At 70.1% G+C, this 19,028-nt stretch carries 15 protein-coding genes; 6 read left to right on the top strand and 9 right to left on the bottom strand.

Going from position 1 to position 19,028, the window contains the following annotated elements; genetic code table 11:
• The 4 genes from cydD to hisC all read right to left on the bottom strand — a co-directional run bounded on the left by cydD (window position 1) and on the right by hisC (window position 7,418).
• The gene (cydD, locus tag C1I97_RS00190; RefSeq protein ID WP_258382347.1) at window positions 1–3,507 is read right to left on the bottom strand and encodes a thiol reductant ABC exporter subunit CydD; all 3,507 of its coding nucleotides are present in this window, start codon (window positions 3,505–3,507) and stop codon (window positions 1–3) included.
• A 50-nt stretch (window positions 3,508–3,557) separates the two neighbouring features.
• Window positions 3,558–4,562 (bottom strand): cytochrome d ubiquinol oxidase subunit II, encoded by a 1,005-nt coding sequence (gene cydB, locus C1I97_RS00185; RefSeq protein ID WP_111001160.1) that lies wholly within the window; start codon window positions 4,560–4,562, stop codon window positions 3,558–3,560.
• A gap of 20 nt (window positions 4,563–4,582) precedes the next feature.
• Window positions 4,583–6,091 (bottom strand): cytochrome ubiquinol oxidase subunit I, encoded by a 1,509-nt coding sequence (locus C1I97_RS00180; RefSeq protein WP_111001159.1) that lies wholly within the window; start codon window positions 6,089–6,091, stop codon window positions 4,583–4,585.
• A 247-nt stretch (window positions 6,092–6,338) separates the two neighbouring features.
• Entirely contained in the window at window positions 6,339–7,418 is a 1,080-nt protein-coding gene (hisC, locus tag C1I97_RS00175) for a histidinol-phosphate transaminase (protein WP_111001158.1), read from the bottom strand.
• A gap of 424 nt (window positions 7,419–7,842) precedes the next feature.
• Here hisC and C1I97_RS00170 point away from each other — a divergent pair, with 424 nt between their 5' ends.
• The 3 genes from C1I97_RS00170 to C1I97_RS00160 all read left to right on the top strand — a co-directional run bounded on the left by C1I97_RS00170 (window position 7,843) and on the right by C1I97_RS00160 (window position 11,269).
• Complete coding sequence (locus tag C1I97_RS00170; protein ID WP_111001157.1) at window positions 7,843–8,955, top strand: LacI family DNA-binding transcriptional regulator; 1,113 nt, start codon at window positions 7,843–7,845, stop codon at window positions 8,953–8,955.
• A 183-nt stretch (window positions 8,956–9,138) separates the two neighbouring features.
• Window positions 9,139–10,224 (top strand): metallophosphoesterase, encoded by a 1,086-nt coding sequence (locus C1I97_RS00165; RefSeq protein WP_111001156.1) that lies wholly within the window; start codon window positions 9,139–9,141, stop codon window positions 10,222–10,224.
• A 187-nt stretch (window positions 10,225–10,411) separates the two neighbouring features.
• Complete coding sequence (locus tag C1I97_RS00160) at window positions 10,412–11,269, top strand: hypothetical protein (RefSeq protein WP_111001155.1); 858 nt, start codon at window positions 10,412–10,414, stop codon at window positions 11,267–11,269.
• Window positions 11,270–11,326: 57 nt separating this feature from the next.
• Here C1I97_RS00160 and thiC read toward each other — a convergent pair whose 3' ends face one another.
• Window positions 11,327–13,087 carry a phosphomethylpyrimidine synthase ThiC gene (gene thiC / locus C1I97_RS00155; protein ID WP_111001154.1) on the bottom strand — a complete coding sequence of 587 codons (1,761 nt, stop codon included), beginning with the start codon at window positions 13,085–13,087 and terminating at the stop codon, window positions 11,327–11,329.
• Window positions 13,088–13,329: 242 nt separating this feature from the next.
• Between thiC and C1I97_RS00150 the strand changes: the two genes are divergently transcribed.
• The gene (locus C1I97_RS00150; protein ID WP_111001153.1) at window positions 13,330–14,754 is read left to right on the top strand and encodes a YibE/F family protein; all 1,425 of its coding nucleotides are present in this window, start codon (window positions 13,330–13,332) and stop codon (window positions 14,752–14,754) included.
• Between the two features lie 99 nt (window positions 14,755–14,853).
• On the opposite strand, the gene C1I97_RS00145 is transcribed toward C1I97_RS00150, so the two are convergent.
• From C1I97_RS00145 to C1I97_RS00130, 4 genes are all read right to left on the bottom strand, one after another.
• Window positions 14,854–15,291, bottom strand: coding sequence for an SsgA family sporulation/cell division regulator (locus C1I97_RS00145; protein ID WP_111001152.1), 438 nt, complete (start codon window positions 15,289–15,291; stop codon window positions 14,854–14,856).
• 97 nt (window positions 15,292–15,388) lie between these two features.
• Window positions 15,389–16,171: an IclR family transcriptional regulator gene (locus tag C1I97_RS00140; protein WP_258382346.1), complete on the bottom strand. Its 783-nt coding sequence runs from the start codon at window positions 16,169–16,171 to the stop codon at window positions 15,389–15,391.
• A gap of 301 nt (window positions 16,172–16,472) precedes the next feature.
• Window positions 16,473–16,685, bottom strand: a complete 213-nt coding sequence (locus C1I97_RS00135) for a DUF5326 family protein (protein ID WP_111001151.1) — start codon at window positions 16,683–16,685, stop codon at window positions 16,473–16,475.
• 177 nt (window positions 16,686–16,862) lie between these two features.
• Window positions 16,863–17,180 (bottom strand): cupin domain-containing protein, encoded by a 318-nt coding sequence (locus C1I97_RS00130; RefSeq protein ID WP_111001150.1) that lies wholly within the window; start codon window positions 17,178–17,180, stop codon window positions 16,863–16,865.
• 48 nt (window positions 17,181–17,228) lie between these two features.
• On the opposite strand from C1I97_RS00130, the gene C1I97_RS00125 reads away from it, so the two are divergent.
• Together C1I97_RS00125 and C1I97_RS00120 are read left to right on the top strand one after the other, a co-directional pair.
• A complete protein-coding gene (locus tag C1I97_RS00125; protein WP_111001149.1) occupies window positions 17,229–17,606 on the top strand; it encodes a phage holin family protein in 378 nt (125 codons plus the stop codon).
• Between the two features lie 39 nt (window positions 17,607–17,645).
• Window positions 17,646–18,827 (top strand): cystathionine gamma-lyase, encoded by a 1,182-nt coding sequence (locus C1I97_RS00120; RefSeq protein ID WP_111001148.1) that lies wholly within the window; start codon window positions 17,646–17,648, stop codon window positions 18,825–18,827.
• The last annotated feature ends 201 nt before the right edge of the window (window positions 18,828–19,028 follow it).

The raw sequence follows: 19,028 nt of genomic DNA, 5'->3' as shown, positions 1-19,028 counted from the left end.
CTACCCCGCCCCCACCAGCAGCTGGGTCTCCGCCTCCCGCTCGGCCATCCGCCGCAGCGGTCCCGGCAGTGCGGCCAGCTCCGTGTACGCCCCCCGCTGGACCACGCGTCCCTGGTCCAGGACGATCACCTCGTCCACGGCCTCCAGCCCGGCCAGGCGGTGCGTGATGAGCAGCGTCGTACGGCCCTCGGTGGCGGCCAGCAGGTCGGCGGTGAGCGCGTCGGCGGTGGCCAGGTCGAGGTGTTCGGCGGGCTCGTCGAGCACGAGCACCGGGAAGTCGGCGAGCAGCGCACGGGCCAGGGCCAGCCGCTGCCGCTGCCCGCCCGACAGCCGGGCCCCGTGCTCGCCGACGAGCGTGTCGAGCCCGTCGGGCAGGGTGTCGGCCCAGTCCAGCAGCCGGGCCCGTGCGAGGGCGTCCCGCAGCTCGGCCTCGGTCGCGTCCTTCTTGGCGAGCAGCAGGTTCTCCCGCACCGAGCTGTCGAACAGGTGCGCGTCCTGGGCGCACAGTCCGACCAGCCGTCGTACGTCGTCGCCGGCCAGGGCGTGGGCGTCGACGCCGCCGAGGGTGTAGGTGCCCGCTTCCGCGTCGAGGAAGCGCAGCAGTACCTGGGCGAGCGTGGTCTTGCCGGACCCGGACGGCCCGACCACGGCGACCCTGCGGCCCTCCTGGAGCGTCAGGCCGACGCCGGCGAGTGCCGGCCGGTCCTGGCCCGCGTGCCGGGCCGTCAGGTTGCCGACGGCGAGCGGGAACGGTGAGGCGGGCGCCTGCCGGGGCCGCTCCGGCTCGCGGACGGGTTCGGGGGCGTCCAGGACCTCGTACACCCGCTCCGCGCTGCGCCGCACCCGTTGCCGGTACTGCACGGCGAGCGGCATGCCGAGGACCGCTTCGAAGGCGGCCAGCGGGGTGAGGACGACGACGGCCGTGGTCACACCGGCCAGCAGCCCGTCGGCGACCGCCTGGGCTGCGACGAGGGCCGCCGCCGCGACGGTCAGCCCGGAGATCAGGGCGGTGAGTCCGTCACCGAGCGCGGTGGCGGTGGCGGCGCGCGAGGCGATCCGGGTCAGCGCGCCGTCGGCCCGCCTGGCTGCTTCGGCGCGGGCGGGCAGGGCACCGGCGACCGTCAGTTCGGCGGTGCCGGTGAGCAGGTCGGCAGCCCGGGTGGCGAGGGCGCCGCGTGCGGGGGCGAGCCGGTGCTCGGCGCGCCGTGACACGACCCCGGTGACGAGGGGGACGCCCGCCCCGGCCGTGAGCAGGCCGGCGGCGAGCACCGCACCGGCCTCGGGCAGCAGCCAGGTGGTGAAGGCGACGGAGACGGCGGACACGGTCAGTGCCGCACCGGCGGGCAGCAGCCAGCGCAGCCAGTAGTCCTGCAGGGCGTCCACGTCCGCGACGAGCCGCGTGAGCAGGTCGCCGCGGCGCATCCGGCGCAGCCCGGCGGGCGCCAGCCGTTCCAGCCGCCGGTAGACGGCCACCCGCGTATCGGCCAGCATCCGCAGTACGGCGTCGTGCGACACCAGCCGTTCCGCGTAGCGGAAGACCGCCCGCCCGATGCCGAAGGCCCTGGTCGCCGTGACGGCCACCATCAGGTAGAGCACGGGCGGTTGCTGGGACGCCCGCGAGATGAGCCATCCGGACGTGGCCATCAGCCCGACCGCGCTGCCGAGCGCGAGGCTGCCGAGCAGCAGGGCGAGGGCGAGACGGCCGCGCCGGGGCCCGGACATCGCCCGGACCCGGCCGAGAACGCCACCCGCGGCCGTCGTGGCCTCGGCCCCGGGGCCGGTCGGGGTGGCGGTGCGTTCCGGCTGCGGCTTTTCCCCCGGCCGTGCCGCGGCGCTCGGGACCGCGGACCGTGCGGACGCGGGGGACCCGGCCTCGTCGAGGCGCACCACCCGGTCCGCCACCTCCAGCAGGGCCGGCCGGTGCACCACCAGCAGCACGGTCCGCCCGGCGGACAGACGTCGTACCGCTGCCACGACCTCCGCCTCGGTGGCTCCGTCCAGCGCGGCCGTCGGCTCGTCGAGCAGCAGGACGGGCCGGTCGGCGAGGAAGGCCCGGGCGAGCGCGAGCCGCTGGCGCTGTCCCGCGGACAGTCCGGCCCCGTCCTCGCCGAGCCCGGTGTCCATCCCCTCGGGCAGCGCGTCCACGAACTCCAGCGCACCGGCGTCGGCCAGCGCCCCGCGTACGGCGGCGTCGTCCGCGTCGGGCCGTGCCAGCCGTACGTTCTCGGCGATCGTCCCGGCGTACAGGTGCGGCCGCTGCGGCACCCAGGCGATCCGCGACCGCCACTGCTCCAGGTCGACGTCGGCGAGATCGACCCCCGCGATCCGCACCCGGCCCTCGGTGGGCCGCACGAACCCCAGCAGGACGTTCAGCAGTGTCGACTTGCCCGCACCGCTGGGCCCGACGAGCGCGACCGTCTCCCCCGGCCGCACGGCGAAGGACACGTCCTTCACGGCATCCCCGGACCGCCCGGGGTAGCGGACGCTCACGTTCTCGAAGGACAGGTCGCCCGTCGGGACGACCGCCGTGCCGGACTTCGGCACGGGGGTCTCCAGCACGGCGAAGATCTCCTCGGCCGCCGCCAGCCCCTCCGCCGCCGCGTGGTACTGCGCACCGACCTGCCGCAGCGGGAGATACGCCTCGGGCGCGAGCACGAGGATGACCAGCCCGATGTACAGGTCCATGTCGCCGCTGACGAGCCGCATGCCGATCGTGACCGCGACCAGGGCCACCGACAGCGTGGCCAGCAGTTCCAGGGCGAACGAGGACAGAAAGGCGATCCGCAGGGTGCGCATGGTCGCCCGCCGGTACTCGCCGGTGATGCGCTGGATCGACTCCGCCTGTGCCTTGGCCCGGCCGAACACCTTCAGGGTCGGCAGTCCCGCCACGACGTCCAGGAAGTGCCCGGACAGCCGGGACAGCAGCCGCCACTGACGGTCCATGCGGGACTGCGTGGCCCAGCCGATCAGCATCATGAAGACGGGGATCAGCGGAAGGGTGCCCACGACGATGGCCGCGGAGACCCAGTCCTCGGTGACGATCCGCGCGAGCACCGCCACCGGGACGACCACCGCCAGCCCCAGCTGCGGCAGATAGCGCGAGAAGTAGTCGTCCAGGGCGTCGACCCCACGTGTGGCCAGGGCGACCAGCGAGCCGGTCCGCTGTTCGCCCAGCCAGCCGGGGCCGAGTGCCGTCGCACGCTCCAGCAGCCGCCCGCGCAGCTCCGACTTCACCGCCGCGCTCGCCCGGTGCGCGGCGAGCTCGGTCAGCCAGGAGACCAGCGCACGGCCGCAGGCCACGGCCACCAACAGCAGCAGGGGCGTGCGCAGTCCGGCGACCGCCGTCCGGTGCTGGAAAGCGCCCACCACCACCTCGGCGATGAGCATCGCCTGTGCGATCACCAGTCCCGCGCCGACGGCGCCCAGCCCGACGACGGCCACCAGGAAGAGCCGGGTGGCACGGGCGTAACGGAGAAGTCGCGGATCGATCGGTTTCACGTGAAGCATGCCCTTCGGTCCCTAGGGTGTGTTTCACGTGAAACACACCCTCACCGGACTCAGTGCGCGGGTTCGGCGATGTGCTGTGTGCCGATCCGCTTGCGGAACACCCAGTAGGTCCACCCCTGGTAGAGCAGGACGATCGGCGTGGCGATCGCGGCGCACCAGGTCATGATCTTCAGGGTGTACGGGCTGGACGAGGCGTTGGTGACCGTCAGGCTCCAGTCCGTGTCGAGCGTGGACGGCATGACGTTCGGGAAGAGCGACAGGAACAGCATCGCCACGGCGGCCACGATGGTGACGCCCGACAGCGCGAAGGCCCAGCCCTCGCGGCCCGCCTGGTTGGCCGCGAGCGCGGCCACCAGGGTGACCACCGCCACGACCAGCGCCACCAGGCTCTCGCCGTTGCCCGTGTGCGCCTGTGTCCACAGCAGGAAGACCAGGGCGGCCAGGGCCGTCACCAGGCCCACGCGCAGGGCCAGCTTCCGTGCCCGCTCGCGGATGTCACCGACGGTCTTCAGAGCGGTGAACAGCGCGCCGTGGAAGGTGAACAGCGTCAGGGTGACCAGTCCACCGAGGAGCGCGTACGGGTTGAGGAGGTCGCTGACGCCGCCGACGTACTCGAGGTTCTGGTCGATCTTCACGCCCCGCACGATGTTGCCGAAGGCCACGCCCCACAGGAACGCGGGGATCAGCGAACTCCAGAAGATCGCGGTCTCCCAGTTGCGCTGCCAGTTCTCCTCGGGCCGCTTGGCCCGGTACTCGAAGGCGACTCCGCGCACGATCAGGCTGACCAGGATGACGAGCAGGGGCAGGTAGAAGCCGGAGAAGAGGGTGGCGTACCACTCGGGGAAGGCGGCGAAGGTCGCGCCGCCCGCGGTGAGCAGCCAGACCTCGTTGCCGTCCCACACGGGGCCGATGGTGTTGATCAGCACCCGCTTCTCGGCCCGGTTCCGGGCGAGCAGCCTGGTGAGGATGCCGACCCCGAAGTCGAAACCCTCCAGGAAGAAGTATCCGATCCACAGGACGGCGATGAGAACGAACCAGACGTCGTGCAGTTCCATGACTGTGCAGCTCCCTCGGCCTAGTACGAGAAGGCCATCGGCTTGTCGGCGTCACGCTCGTCGCCGCCGATCTTCGTGGGCGGGTTGAGATCGGCCTCCGTGAGCTCGGGCGGGCCGGCCTTGACGTACTTCACGAGCAGCTTGACCTCGATCACGGCGAGGATGGCGTAGAGCAGCGTGAAGACGGTCATCGACGTGAGGACCTCGCCCTGGGAGACGCCGGGGGAGACCGCGTGCCGGGTCTGCAGCACGCCGTAGACGGCCCACGGCTGGCGGCCCATCTCGGTGAAGATCCAGCCCCAGGAGCTGGCGATCAGCGGGAAGGCCAGCGTCCAGATCGCGACGCGCCAGTACCACGTCGTCAGCTGCGGGCCGAGTGCCTTGTTCCGGAAGAGCACCAGATGCGGCACCTCGTCGTCACCGACCCGCAGATGCTTCGGCAGCAGGAACTTCTTGCGGGTCAGCCACAGTCCCGCAAGACCGATGGCGAAGGAGGCCATGCCGAACCCGATCATCCAGCGGAAGCCCCAGTAGGTGACGGGGATGTTGGGCCGGTAGTCGCCGGGCCCGTACTTCTCCTGCTCCGCCTTGTTGACGTCGTTGATGCCGGGGACGTGCGAACCGAAGTCGTCGTTGGCCAGGAAGGACAGCAGGCCCGGAATCTCGATGGCGACCTTGTTGTGCCCCTTGTCGACATCGCCGTAGGCGAAGACCGAGAACGGTGCCGACTTCTCGCCGTCCCACAGTGCCTCGGCGGCCGCCATCTTCATCGGCTGCTGCCTGAACATGACCTTGCCGAGGACGTCGCCGCTGACCGCGGTGAGCAGGCCGGCGATGACGACCGTGATCAGGCCGAGCCGCAGCGAGGTCTTCATCTCGCGCACGTGCTTCCTGCGGGCGAGGTGGTAGGCGGCGATGCCGACCATGAAGGCGCCACCGGTCAGGAAGGCCGCGGTCAGCGTGTGGAAGACCTGGGCCAGCGCCGTGTCCTGGGTGAGCACCGCCCAGAAGTCGGTGAGTTCCGCGCGCCCCTTGGCCTCGTTGATCCGGTAGCCGATGGGGTGCTGCATCCAGGAGTTGGCCGCGAGGATGAAGTACGCCGACAGGATCGTGCCGAGCGCCACCATCCACATGCAGGCCAGGTGGATCTTCTTGGACAGCTTGTCCCAGCCGAAGATCCACAGTCCGATGAACGTGGACTCGAAGAAGAACGCGATCAGCGCCTCGAAGGCGAGCGGGGCACCGAAGACGTCACCGACGAAGCGGGAGTAGTCGGACCAGTTCATGCCGAACTGGAACTCCTGGACGATGCCGGTGACCACACCCATGGCGATATTGATCAGGAAAAGCTTGCCCCAGAACTTGGTGGCCCTGAGGTACTTCTCCTTGCTCGTGCGCACCCAGGCGGTCTGCAGTCCGGCCGTCAGGGCGGCCAGCGAGATCGTCAGGGGGACGAACAGGAAGTGGTAGACGGTCGTGATGCCGAACTGCCAGCGCGCCAGTGTCTCCGGCGCCAAAGCCAGGTCCACGTCGTCACTCTCCTTACGTCACCGCTGCGGCGGCGGCCGTTTGCCCCGGTGTGTCCTGCGCAACAGGGCAACAATCGGACTCGCTTGTGAACGCGTTCACATTCACAAGCAATTATGACGCACATGTCTTCGAAGCCCGTAAGAGGGGTCCCCTCCTGCGTCAACCCCTTGAGCGCGACGTGCCGGCCGGCAGCAAACAGGGCGGGCACCCCGGGACTCGTCCCGATGCCCGCCCCGGCCGTGACGCTCAGACCTCCTTGCGGAACGCCTCCGCCGCCTTCAGGAAGATGTCGTTCGCCTCGGCCTCCCCGACGGTCACCCGCACACCCTCGCCCGGGAACGGCCGGATCACCACGCCCGCCTGCTCGCACGCCTCGGCGAAGGCGACCGTCCGCGCCCCCAGCCGCAGCCACACGAAGTTGGCCTGCGTCTCGGGCACCGTCCAGCCCTGCGCGCGCAGCCCGTCGACCACACGCGTGCGCTCGCACACCAGCGAACCGACCCGGCCCAGCAGTTCGTCCTCGGCCCGCAGCGAGGCGATCGCCGCCTCCTGAGCCAGCTGGCTCACACCGAACGGCACCGCCGTCTTGCGCAGCGCCGCCGCCACCGGCTCATGGGCGATCGCGAAGCCGACCCGCAGCCCGGCGAGGCCGTAGGCCTTGGAGAACGTACGCAGCACACAGACGTTCGGCCGGTCGCGGTAGAGCGACACACCGTCCGGCACCTCGGGGTCGCGGATGAACTCGCGGTAGGCCTCGTCCAGCACCACCAGCACATCGGAGGGCACGCGGTCGAGGAAGCGTTCCAGCTCGGCCCGCCGCACCACCGTGCCGGTCGGGTTGTTCGGATTGCAGACGAAGACCAGACGGGTGCGGTCGGTGATCGCGTCCGCCATCGCGTCCAGGTCGTGCACCTCACCCGAGGTCAGCGGCACCTGCACGGAGGTCGCCCCGCTGATCTGCGTGATGATCGGGTACGCCTCGAAGGACCGCCAGGCGTAGACGACCTCGTCGCCGGGGCCGCTGGTGGACTGGATCAGCTGCTGGGCGACACCGACGGAGCCGGTGCCGGTGGCCACGTGGGAGACCGGCACGCCGAAGCGCTCGGCCAGTTCCCCGGTCAGGGCCGTGCACGCCATGTCCGGGTAGCGGTTGAAGGAGCAGGCTGCCGCCGTCACCGCCTCCATCACTCCCGGCAGCGGCGGGTAGGGGTTCTCGTTGGAGGACAGCTTGTACGCCACCGGGCCGCCGGCCGCGGCGGGCCTTCCCGGCTTGTAGGTGGGGATACCCTCCAGCTCGGCACGCAGCTTCGGGCTCGTCTCGCTCACCGCAGTCCTCCTCGTGATCACCACCGGCTTCCAATACTGCACACCTTATGAGGATTGGGCGCCGCTGCGTATGGGTCGGACGCCACCACCTGCGGTGCACCGGCGCTGACCTCATGGGTCACACTGACACCGGAGGCATCGCCATACGAAGGCATACGAATCGAGGGGCGCGTCAGGATATATCTACGCGCCGGTGGCTCACGCCGTGGCGCGCATCCCTCGTGAAGGTGAGTTGAGACCTCTTCGAAACATCGAGGGCTCGGCAGGTCCATGCGTGCCACCACGTCAGGTCCTGGCATCTCGTCGCTTAACTGACATGGTTTCAAAGGAAATTGGGCCTGGATGACCATGCAGAAACGTGCCTGTCAACGAGTGCATATGCGTCCGCACTACCCCACCGCATGAGCCCTACTATCGGCTCGCCATGACAGCAGCAGGGGAGCACCAGGTGAGCCGCGCGGAAACCTCACGCCGAGGCGGCCGGCCGGGCCGGGCGGGCATCAGAGACGTGGCCGCCGCCGCCGGCGTCTCCATCACGACCGTCTCCGACGCCCTCAACGGCAAGGGACGGCTCCCCGACGCCACCCGACGCCATGTCCGCGAGGTCGCCGACCGGCTGGGATACCGCCCCTCGGCCGCGGCCCGCACCCTCCGTACCGGCAAGTCGGGCCTCATCGGCCTGACCGTGACGACATACGGGGATGAACCTTTCACCTTCACCGAGTTCGCGTACTTCGCCGAGATGGCCCGCGCCGCCACCTCGGCCGCGCTCGCCCGCGGCTACGCCCTCGTGATCCTGCCGGCGACCTCGCGCCACGACGTGTGGTCGAACGTCGCCCTGGACGGCACGGTCGTCATCGACCCCTCCGACCAGGACCCGGTCGTCAGCGAACTGGTCCGCCAGGGCTTACCGGTGGTCAGCGACGGCCGCCCGGCCGGCACGCTCCCGGTCACCGCCTGGGTCGACAACGACCACGAAGCCGCCGTCCTCGGCATCCTCGACCACCTCGCCGAGGCCGGCGCCCGCCGTATCGGCCTGCTCACCGGCACCACCACGGACACGTACACCCGCCTGTCGACGACCGCCTACCTGCACTGGTGCGAGCGCGTCGGCCAGGACCCGGTCTACGAGGCCTACCCCGCCCACGACCCGTGCGCGGGCGCCGTCGCCGCCGACCGGCTGCTGGCCCGCCCCGACCGGCCCGACGCCGTCTACGGACTGTTCGACCCCAACGGCACCGATCTGCTCGCCGCCGCCCGTCGCTACGGCCTGCGCGTCCCCGAGGACCTGCTGCTGGTGTGCTGCAGCGAGTCCACCGTGTACGCCAGCACCGAGCCCCCCATCACCACGCTGTCCCTGAAGCCGCGCCGGATCGGCACGGCGGTCGTCCAGCTCCTCATCGACGCGATCGAAGGCGTCGAGTCGGACCACCCGGTCGAGCAGGTCGTACCGACCGAGCTGATCGTGCGCACCTCGTCCCAGCGACGCCCGCAACGCCGGACGATCAGCCCACCACGTACATCGGACGGGCACTAGGACGGGGCGACCGCGGGACCGCCGTAGATCGGTCAAACGGGGCGAAAGCCGCGGCGAACCGGAGTCCTGTCCCGATTCACCACCCCTGGGTCATCACATGGCGCGATCCGCATTCCTATGATGGGCCCACGACACCGCGGGCCGCTGCGACCAGGCAGTCCGAAGCGGTGCAGATGCGGCGCGATGGTGGAGGGGTCGATGACTCAGGGGGCCGGTCAGGGACCCGAGGTGGAGCGCACGGCAACGCTGCGCGACTTCCGGGTGCCCGCGTACGTCAACGAGACCGGTCCGTACGCCCACAGCACGCCTCCCGCCGAGAGGGCCCGGCCGGCCCGGACGGGCTACTCCGACGCGTACACGCCCACCGAGCGCGACCTGCCGGTCATCAACCGCGGTGACACGGTCCAGGTGACCGTCGACCCGGCCCCCGCGCCCGCCGCACAGCCCGGCACCGGCCCGGGTCCCCTGTACGTCGTCGGTGACGTGCACGGCTACCTCGACCAGCTGGTGGCCGCCCTCCAGGAGAAGGGGCTCATCGACTCCGCCGGCCACTGGTGCGCGGGCACCGCGCGGCTGTGGTTCCTCGGCGACTTCACCGACCGCGGACCGGACGGCATCGGCGTCATCGACCTCGTGATGCGGCTGTCCGCCGAGGCGGCCGCCGCCGGCGGCTACTGCAAGGCCCTCATGGGCAACCACGAGCTGCTGCTGCTCGGCGCCAAGCGGTTCGGCGACACCCCCGTCAACTCCGGCGCGGGCACCGCCACCTTCCAGGCGGCCTGGCTGCTCAACGGCGGCCAGAAGTCCGACATGGACCGCCTCCAGGACCACCACCTGCAGTGGATGGCCCGCCTCGACGCGGTCGAGGAGGTCGACGGCTATCTGCTCGTGCACTCCGACACCACCGCCTATCTCGACTACGGCGCCTCGATCGAAGAGGTCAACGACACCGTCCGCGAGACGCTCACGCGCAACGACGTGAACGAGGTCTGGGACCTGTTCCGCAAGTTCACCAAGCGCTTCTCCTTCCGCGACGAGGGCGGCGCCGACGCCGTACGCTCCCTGCTCCATACGTACGGCGGCACCCGAATCGTTCACGGCCACAGCCCCATCCCCTATCTGCTGGGCCAGGTCGGCTCCGAGGACGACGACGAGAGCGCGGGCCCGGTCGTGGAGGGACCGCACGTCTACGCCGACGGACTCGCCATCGCGATGGACGGCGGCGTGACCATGGCCGGAAAGCTGCTGGTCCAGCAACTTCCGCTGTAAGTCCGGCCGTTCACCGGGAAGCCGCCCTGCCGAGACGACCGCGCAGGTCGGCACCCAATTTGTGGAAATCCCCTGTCACCGCGCACCGTCACGGCTCTACCATCGGTTTATCCGTAGCAGGCTCCCCTCCGTTTCTGCCCGACGGCTCGCCGCCGCGCGAGCCCCAAGCCCTACGGAGCATCGGGGGATGCACATGAACAGCGTTCCGCAGCACCTGCTGAGCGAGGACCGCCAGGAATACGAGCGGATCCTCGATGAGGCGCTGCGCTCCGCCCCTCACCGTCCGGAACTGGCCGCTGTCGGACAGCGGCTCAACTCGGAACAACTGCGCACCATGGCACTGGGCGCCACCGCTCTGATCACGGCGGCCGCGGCGACCGAATACCACCACTACGTCAAGATCCGCGAGGAGCTGCGCCGGCCGGTGTCGGCCACCCTGTCCACCACCGGCCGGTCCGGCTCCGCCGAGCCGGACGGAACCGGACTGGCCGCCACCGTGGAGGGGGTCGTCGAGACCACCGGCGCGGGCGCGGGCGCCGTCGCGGCGGTGCTCGCCCCCGTCCTGGCCGGGATAGCCGCCGCCCTCTTCCTGCTCGTCGGCTACATCCTGAAGATGCTCGACCCGGCGCAGCCCTTCGCCCAGACCATGATCACTATGGGCTGGGTGTTCGGTGCCGTGACCGCGGCCGCGATCCTCGTGGCCGCCGCCGGACTGCTGCTCACCGCACTGCGCAACCGTCCCCCGCTGGAGACCGGACCCTACGGCGAACCGGCCGAAGAACTCGTCCAGGCGAGGGAGGCCTGGCACGAAGCCCTGCTCGAACGAGGCATCCTGCCGTTCCTGCGCGACGCACTCGCCGACACCGGCTCCCCCGCGCCGACCCGTACGGACCCGTCGGCGCCGTCCGGCCGCATCCCGCAACTCGGCTACGACCGCCCTGGTTTCAGCAGCCCCCACGACGGAGTCCCGAGCCCTCGTCCGAGCTTCTCCAGCCCCGACTTCACCAGCCCGGACTTCGGAGGTCCGGACCACCAGCCGGAGTGACCGGAGCCCTCACCCCGAGGGCTCCGGCACGCCTCCCCGCCCCGCACGCGGCGGGGCTCAGTCCACGACCGGCAGATACACCCGGTTGCCGGCGGCCGCGAACTCCTTCGCCTTCCGGGCCATGCCCTCCTCGATCTCGGCCCTGCCGACGCCGTGTTCACGGCGGATGTCCTGCGAGATCTTCATCGAACAGAATTTCGGGCCGCACATCGAGCAGAAGTGAGCCGTCTTGGCGGGCTCCGCCGGGAGGGTCTCGTCGTGGAAGTCCCGTGCCGTGTCCGGATCGAGGGCCAGGTTGAACTGGTCCTCCCACCGGAACTCGAAGCGGGCGTCGGACAGTGCGTCGTCCCACTTCTGCGCACCCGGGTGTCCCTTGGCGAGGTCGGCGGCGTGAGCGGCCACCTTGTAGGTGATGACGCCGGTCTTGACGTCGTCGCGGTGGGGCAGGCCCAGGTGCTCCTTGGGCGTGACGTAGCAGAGCATGGCCGTGCCCCACCAGGCGATCATCGCGGCGCCGATGCCGGAGGTGATGTGGTCGTAGGCCGGCGCGATGTCGGTCGTCAGCGGGCCGAGCGTATAGAACGGTGCTTCATCGCAGATCTCCTGCTGAAGGTCGATGTTCTCCTTGATCTTGTGCATCGGGACATGTCCCGGGCCCTCGATCATGGTCTGTACGTCGTAACGCCTGGCGATCCGGCCGAGTTCCCCGAGCGTGCGCAGTTCCGCGAACTGGGCCTCGTCGTTGGCGTCCGCGATGGAGCCGGGCCTGAGGCCGTCGCCGAGGGAGTAGGTGACGTCGTAGGCGGCGAGGATCTCACTGAGATCCTCGAAGTGCTCGTACAGGAACGACTCCTTGTGGTGCGCAAGGCACCAGGCCGCCATGATCGAGCCGCCGCGCGAGACGATGCCGGTCTTGCGGTTCGCGGTCAACGGCACGTAGGCCAGGCGCACGCCGGCGTGGACGGTCATGTAGTCCACGCCCTGCTCGGCCTGCTCGATGACCGTGTCCTTGTAGATCTCCCAGGTCAGTTCCTCGGCCTTGCCGTCCACCTTCTCCAGGGCCTGGTACAGCGGCACCGTGCCGATGGGGACGGGGGAGTTGCGCAGCACCCACTCCCGGGTGGTGTGGATATTGCGGCCGGTGGAGAGGTCCATGACCGTGTCGGCACCCCAGCGGGTCGCCCAGGTCATTTTCTCCACCTCCTCCTCGATGGACGAGGTCACCGCGGAGTTGCCGATGTTGGCGTTGACCTTCACCAGGAACCGCTTGCCGATGATCATCGGCTCGATCTCCGGGTGGTTGACGTTGGCCGGCAGCACGGCGCGGCCCGCCGCGATCTCCTCACGGACGACCTCGGGATCGACGTTCTCCCGGATCGCCACGAACTCCATCTCCGGTGTGATGTCGCCGCGGCGCGCGTACGCGAGCTGCGTCACCGCCCTGCCTTCTCGACCGCGGCGCGGCTGACGCGGCCGTCCGGGGAACACCGCGTCGAGGTTGCGCAGACCGCCGCGCGGTGAGGTGTGCTTGATCCCGTCGTCCTCGGGGCGGACGGGACGCCCCGCGTAGTCCTCGGTGTCGCCGCGGGCGACGATCCACTTCTCCCGCAGCGGCGGCAGCCCCCTGCGGACATCGGTGTCGAGAAGTGGATCGGTGTACGGGCCCGAAGTGTCGTACAGCGTGACCGTCTGCCCGTTGGTGAGGTGCACCTGACGGACCGGCACCCGCAGATCGGGACGTGCCCCCTCCACGTACCCCTTGTGCCAGCCGATGGACTTCTGCGTGGAGGCAGGTGTGCGTACGTCCTTGTCGGTCATGAGACCTACTCCCTACGCCGGCATTACCCGGTAACAGGTTCGGCGGTCGACGCAGCGGTGTCCGTCTGCCGGTGCTTCACGGTGAAACACCATGTGTTCCACGTGAAACATCGCAAAGACGGAGGTCAGCGCCCTCTCAGCCCGGTGCTCCGAGCTCCCGCGTGTGCAAAGGTGCCTCCACGCTAGCGTCATGTGTGGCGCGGTGAACAGTGGGCCTGCGCCGTTCTTGCGATGATCGGGCGGTGACCACGGCACAGCAGCACCCCCATCCGCCGCCCGAACCGCGGCACGGACACGGCCCCGGGCACGGCCGGAACGCCACCGATACCGGACACGGGCACGGGCACGGCCCGGGAACCGGCGGCGGACACGGGCACTCGCACAACCACGGGCCGGCCGCACCCGCCTCCAAGCACCTCCGCAAGGTCATCGCGGCGATCCTGATCCCGTTCGCCGCCGCGGTGGTGGTCGGTCTCGTCGTGCTGTGGCCGGGCGGTGCCCCGGCGCACGAGCGCACCGGCGTGGGTTTCGACCGGCAGACGCAGCAGGCCACCGTCGCCCAGGTGGTCGAGGTGAGCTGCAAGTCGGTGAACGCCTCCGCGGCCGCACCGACCGGCGACACCTCCACCGCCGAAGGTTCCTCCGCACAGCAACAGGCTTCCAGCACCTGCAAGAAGGCCACGATCCGGGTGGACACCGGCAAGGACAAGGGCCGTACGTTCACCGAGATCGTGCAGCCCGACCAGTCCCGCCAGTTGCACCAGGGCGAGAAGGTCGTGGTCGCCTACGAGCCCTCCGCGCCAAGGGACCTGCAGTACTCGGTCGCCGACGTCAACCGGCGTTTCCCGATGGCGCTGCTGGCCGGTGTCTTCGCACTCGCCGTCGTGGCCGTCGGGCGGCTGCGGGGCGTCATGGCGCTGATCGCGCTGGCCGTCAGCTTCCTGGTGCTGAACCTGTTCGTCCTGCCCGCGATCCTGCAGGGCTCGAACCCGCTGGCCGTGGCGGTCGTGGGGTCGAGCGCCATCATGCTGATCGCGCTGTACATGTGTCACGGCCTGTCCGCCCGTACGTCGGTGGCGGTGCTCGGCACACTGATCTCGCTGATGCTGATCGGCGTGCTGGGCTCACTGTTCATCGGCTGGGCCGCGCTCACCGGCAACACCGACGACAACACCGGGCTGATCCACGGCCTGTACCCGTCGATCGACATGAGCGGTCTGCTGCTGGCCGGCGTCATCATCGGCTCGCTCGGAGTGCTCGACGACGTGACGGTCACGCAGACGTCCGCGGTCTGGGAACTGCACGAGGCCAATCCCTCCATGGGCCGGCGTGCGCTGTACCGCGCGGGCATCCGCATCGGGCGCGACCACATCGCCTCGGTGGTCAACACCCTCGTCCTCGCGTACGCGGGTGCCGCGCTTCCGTTGCTGCTGCTCTTCTCCATCGCGCAGAGCGGCGTGGGGACCGTCGCCAACAGTGAGCTGGTCGCCGAGGAGATCGTGCGCACACTGGTGGGCTCGATCGGCCTGGTTGCTTCCGTTCCGGTCACCACGGCCCTGGCGGCGCTCATGGTCTCGGCCGACCGCGGCGACCAGGGACCGGCCGCCGGATCGGCCGCCGTGCCCGCTCCGGCACGGGGCAGGAGGGGCAGGCGTCGCAAGCGATGACCCGGTGCGGGCCGGCACCCGGCTGGTGAACCGTTCCTGCACCCTTGCGGAACGCGGTCAAGCGTTGCATCACCACCCGTGTACGGATGCCGTAACGCTTCAGCCCGTGCTCCGCTCCTCCGCCAGGATACGGTCCAGAGCCTCGTCGAGATGGGCGTCGAAGTCGGCCAGCGCGCCCTCCTGGCCCAGCGGCACCAGCTTGTCCGTGCGGTCCAGGAACGCCACCAGCGGCGCCGTGGAGGAGCGGAACAGCGCCCGGTCGCCACCGACCTGAAGCCGGATCAGGACCTCGCTGAGCGAACCGGTGTCGGCGGGCGCGATGCGCACATCGCCGTCCCCGCACGGCATGCCCACCCCGTCGATCAGGAGCTCCCGCCCGAACGCCCAGGTCACCGGGGCGTCGCCGGGAAGATGGAAGGTCAGCCGCACGGCATAGGGATCACAGGTCTCGTACCGCAGCTCCACCGGAATGCGGAAGGAGAGCTCCTCGGACACGAGAAAGCTCATCATGACCTCTGCCTGTACGGACTCGCGCATCGCTACCCCGTCATTTGCCGTCGACTGGCCGGGAACCCATCCCGTAACACTGGTGCATCTTGCTGAAAGTACACAACAGATCACAAGGAGTGAGTTTTCAGATGCTGATAGAGAGCGCCAGAGAGCCCAGACACCGTCCCACCTCGCGCTGCAGTTGTCGCGCGGCGGGCAGCAGCCGGTCGGCCTGGTGTGCGGGAAGAGACAGGGCCATGGTGGCCGCCGTGGTGCCCACCGTGATGGGAATCGCCGCGCACACCGCCCCCAGCGCGTACTCCTGCCGCTCGGTCACCGGCTCCATCCGCGGCGTCCGCTCCAGGCGCCGCAGCAGGCTGTGCTCGTCACGGACCGTGTACGGAGTGAGGGACAGCACGGGGTAACGGCCGAGGTGGTCGCGGCGGGCGCCGTCGTCCAGCTGAGACAGCAGGCACTGGCCGACCGCGTGCGCGTGCCCGGTCTCACGGAAGTCGGCCCACTCCTCGACCGCCGGGTGGGCCGCGGAGGCCGAGACGCACATGATCTCGATCTCGCCGTCGCGGTACATCGCGTAGTACACCGGCGCGCCGATCACATCCCGCCACCGCGCCATCGTCTCGACAACCACGCTGCGACGTTTCTGCGCCGCTCCGCTGCTGCCCAGCCGCTCGGCCGCCTCGCCCAGGAAGAACAGGCCCCGGTCGCGGTACAGATAGCCCTCGTGGACGAGGGTGCGCAACAGGTGGTAGGCGGTGGGGAGCGCCAGACCCGTCTCGCGGGCGAGCTGTTTGGCAGGTGCTCCCTGCTCGTGCCGTGCGACGGACTCCAGCAGGCGCATCGCGCGCTGCACGGACCCGATGAGAGTCTGGGGCTGCTGATCCGGGACCGCGGCGCGGGGCTGCTCCACGGGGGGCGATGAGCGGGGCTGCGCCGGGAGTGCCGTGGAACGGGACGGCCCCCGGGGCGCGGGGGGCGCGTGCCGTTCTGCGGGTGCGGTGTCAACCGTGGCCAAGGGTCACTCCCGTAGCGCGAGGGGGCAGCCGTGCCGGGAGCACGGGTGGGGGTGCGAGCCGCCCGCGGGGACCTGCCCCGCGTCGATTTCCGGACCTTATCCGTCCGCCACCACTCACAGACGGACTGTCCGGAAAACTTCCCTCTCGCGAGGGAACCGGCGATTCCCGTTACCGGTCACCGGTGCCCCACGGCTCTCACCAGTCGCTGCGCGAGGACGAGCTCGACATGAACTTCCGGACGGTGTAGACCAGTCCGCCGACCAGGGCCACGAAGACCAGCAGTTTGAACAGCAGGCTGATCACGAAGCCGACCACGCTCGCTATCAGGCCGCCGAAGACGACCAGGGCGATGACCGGCACCGCGATCCACTTCACCCACCACGGCAGACCCGCGAAGATCTCTCGCATTGCCCTCGTCCTCATCTCTCCACCGGCCTTGTGCCGGCCCTGTCGGTGTCCCGCACCCCCCGGTACGGGCCCTTCGGATGTCCTGCACTCGATGCTAGGACGGCCAGGGGTCCGGTGGGGCCCCCGCACCCCTTGTCCTCCCCTGACCGTTCCCCTAGGGAACCCCGAGACGGCGTCTCAGGCTTCCGGGGGAGAGAACACCACCAAGACCCGCAGATCCTCGCTGATGTGGTGGAACTTGTGGGCGACTCCGGCCGGCACGTAGACCACGCTGCCGCGCGCCACCTGGGTCGTCTCCGGACCCACCGTGATCGAGGCACGGCCGCTCACGACGAAGTACACCTCGTCCTGGTTGTGCGGCTTCTGCGGGTCGTGGTCGCCCGCGTCGAGGGCGTACAGACCGACCGACATGTTCCGCTCCCGCAGGAATTGAAGGTAGGCGCCCTCGTTGGCGGCTCGTTCCGCCTCCAGTTCGTCCAGCCGGAATGCCTTCATCGCCCTCGCCCGTGCTCGTCACCGTTCTCGTCTGCCACGATCAGACACATGAAGAATTTTGTAGTCAAGACGATCGTCAACGCGGGTGCCCTGGCGGTCGCCGTCTGGCTGCTCGACAAGATCACCCTGACCGGCGACAGCACTGCCCGGAAGGCCGGCACGCTGATCGCCGTCGCCCTGGTCTTCGGCCTGGTGAACTTCCTGGTCAAGCCGGTGGTGAAGGTGCTGACCCTCCCGTTGTTCCTCCTGACGCTCGGCCTGATCACCCTGGTGGTCAACGCGCTGATGCTGCTGCTCACGTCGTGGGTGTGCGGCAAGCTCGAGGTGAGCTTCCACGTCGAGGGCTTCTGGACGGCCGTCCTCGGCGGTCTGGTCGTCTCGGTCGTCTCCTGGGCCCTGCACATGGTCCTGCCGGACGAGGACTGAGTGGCCGATGACGGGCCGAACGAAGGAGGGCAGGGCGGCATGAACGATTCCGCGGCGAACGGCCCGGACGGTGCTCGGAAGGATTCCTGTTCCCCCGCCGACACCGGTGACGGCACGCGCGCGGTGCGGGCCGGACTGCCCGAGCCGGTCAAACACGAGCCGACGCTTCCGGGGCCGGTGTTCGCCGCCCACTACCATCTGCCGGGCGATCCGACGGGCCCCTACACCTACGGCCGCGACGAGAACCCGACCTGGACCCTGCTGGAGCGCGCCATCGGCGAGCTGGAAGCGCCCGGGCGGAGCGGCGTGGAGACACTGGTGTTCGCCTCCGGCATGGCCGCCATCTCCTCGGTGCTCTTCTCCCAGCTGCGCGCGGGGGACGCGGTGGTCCTGCCCGGCGACGGCTACCAGGCGCTGCCCCTGGCAGGCGAACAGCTGCAGGCGTACGGCATCGAGGTACGTACCGCGCCGACCGGCGGGGACGCCCAGCTCGACGTGCTGAACGGGGCACGGCTGCTGTGGATCGAGTCCCCGTCGAACCCGGGGCTCGACGTCTGCGACATCCGGCGGCTGGTTCAGGCGGCACACGAGCGTGGGGTCCTGGTCGCGGTCGACAACACCCTGGCGACCCCGCTCGGGCAGCGGCCGCTGGCGCTCGGCGCGGACTTCTCGGTGGCCAGCGGCACCAAGCAGCTCACCGGACACGGCGACATCCTGCTGGGATACGTCGCCGGCCGCGGCGGCGAGGCCATGGCGGCCGTACGCCGCTGGCGCAAGATCGTGGGTGCGATCCCGGGCCCGATGGAGGCATGGCTCGCACACCGCTCCCTCGCCACCCTGCACCTGCGCGTCGACCGGCAGAACGCCTCCGCCCTGGCACTCGCCAAGGCGCTGCGCGGGCGCCCCGAGGTGACCGGACTGCGTTATCCGGGGCTGCCGGACGATCCCTCGCACAGGGTCGCCGCACAGCAGATGCGGCGCTACGGGTGCGTGGTGTCCTTCACTCTGCCCACGCGCGCACGTGCCGAGCGTTTCCTCGACGCACTCAGGCTCGTGGACGACGCGACGAGCTTCGGCGGGGTGCGCTCCACGGCCGAGCGACGCGGGCGCTGGGGCGGGGACGCGGTGCCGGAGGGCTTCATCCGGATGTCCGTCGGTGCCGAGGACCCCGAGGATCTCGTGGCGGATGTGCTCCGGGCACTGGACGAATCGGCCCGCTGACCGCTTTGCGGCCACCGGCAGGTCGCCGGCCGCGCACGACGGACGGTCCGAGCCTCCCCCCTCGTGGCTCGGACCGTCCTCCGGTTCCCGCGCGTAGAACCGCGCGAACAAGGCTAGTTGACTGAGTGTCAGTGTCCAATCACGGTAGCGACAGAGACCTATCGACATATTTATAGTTGGGCGGGTCCGGGGGCCGCGCGA

This window comes from Streptomyces sp. NTH33, assembly GCF_003236365.1.
GTDB lineage: Bacteria > Actinomycetota > Actinomycetes > Streptomycetales > Streptomycetaceae > Streptomyces.
This window is presented reverse-complemented; position numbering and strand designations above follow the sequence as displayed.

What these genes read in the sequence shown, in the direction of transcription:
- cydD (WP_258382347.1), bottom strand. Translation starts at nt 3,507, where the DNA reads ATGCTTCACGTGAAACCGATCGATCCGCGACTTCTCCGTTACGCCCGT.
- C1I97_RS00125 (WP_111001149.1), top strand. Translation starts at nt 17,229, where the DNA reads ATGAAGAATTTTGTAGTCAAGACGATCGTCAACGCGGGTGCCCTGGCG.
- thiC (WP_111001154.1), bottom strand. Translation starts at nt 13,087, where the DNA reads ATGACCGACAAGGACGTACGCACACCTGCCTCCACGCAGAAGTCCATC.
- C1I97_RS00170 (WP_111001157.1), top strand. Translation starts at nt 7,843, where the DNA reads ATGACAGCAGCAGGGGAGCACCAGGTGAGCCGCGCGGAAACCTCACGC.
- C1I97_RS00145 (WP_111001152.1), bottom strand. Translation starts at nt 15,291, where the DNA reads ATGCGCGAGTCCGTACAGGCAGAGGTCATGATGAGCTTTCTCGTGTCC.
- cydB (WP_111001160.1), bottom strand. Translation starts at nt 4,562, where the DNA reads ATGGAACTGCACGACGTCTGGTTCGTTCTCATCGCCGTCCTGTGGATC.
- C1I97_RS00165 (WP_111001156.1), top strand. Translation starts at nt 9,139, where the DNA reads ATGGTGGAGGGGTCGATGACTCAGGGGGCCGGTCAGGGACCCGAGGTG.
- C1I97_RS00130 (WP_111001150.1), bottom strand. Translation starts at nt 17,180, where the DNA reads ATGAAGGCATTCCGGCTGGACGAACTGGAGGCGGAACGAGCCGCCAAC.
- C1I97_RS00120 (WP_111001148.1), top strand. Translation starts at nt 17,646, where the DNA reads ATGAACGATTCCGCGGCGAACGGCCCGGACGGTGCTCGGAAGGATTCC.
- C1I97_RS00135 (WP_111001151.1), bottom strand. Translation starts at nt 16,685, where the DNA reads ATGCGAGAGATCTTCGCGGGTCTGCCGTGGTGGGTGAAGTGGATCGCG.
- C1I97_RS00160 (WP_111001155.1), top strand. Translation starts at nt 10,412, where the DNA reads ATGCACATGAACAGCGTTCCGCAGCACCTGCTGAGCGAGGACCGCCAG.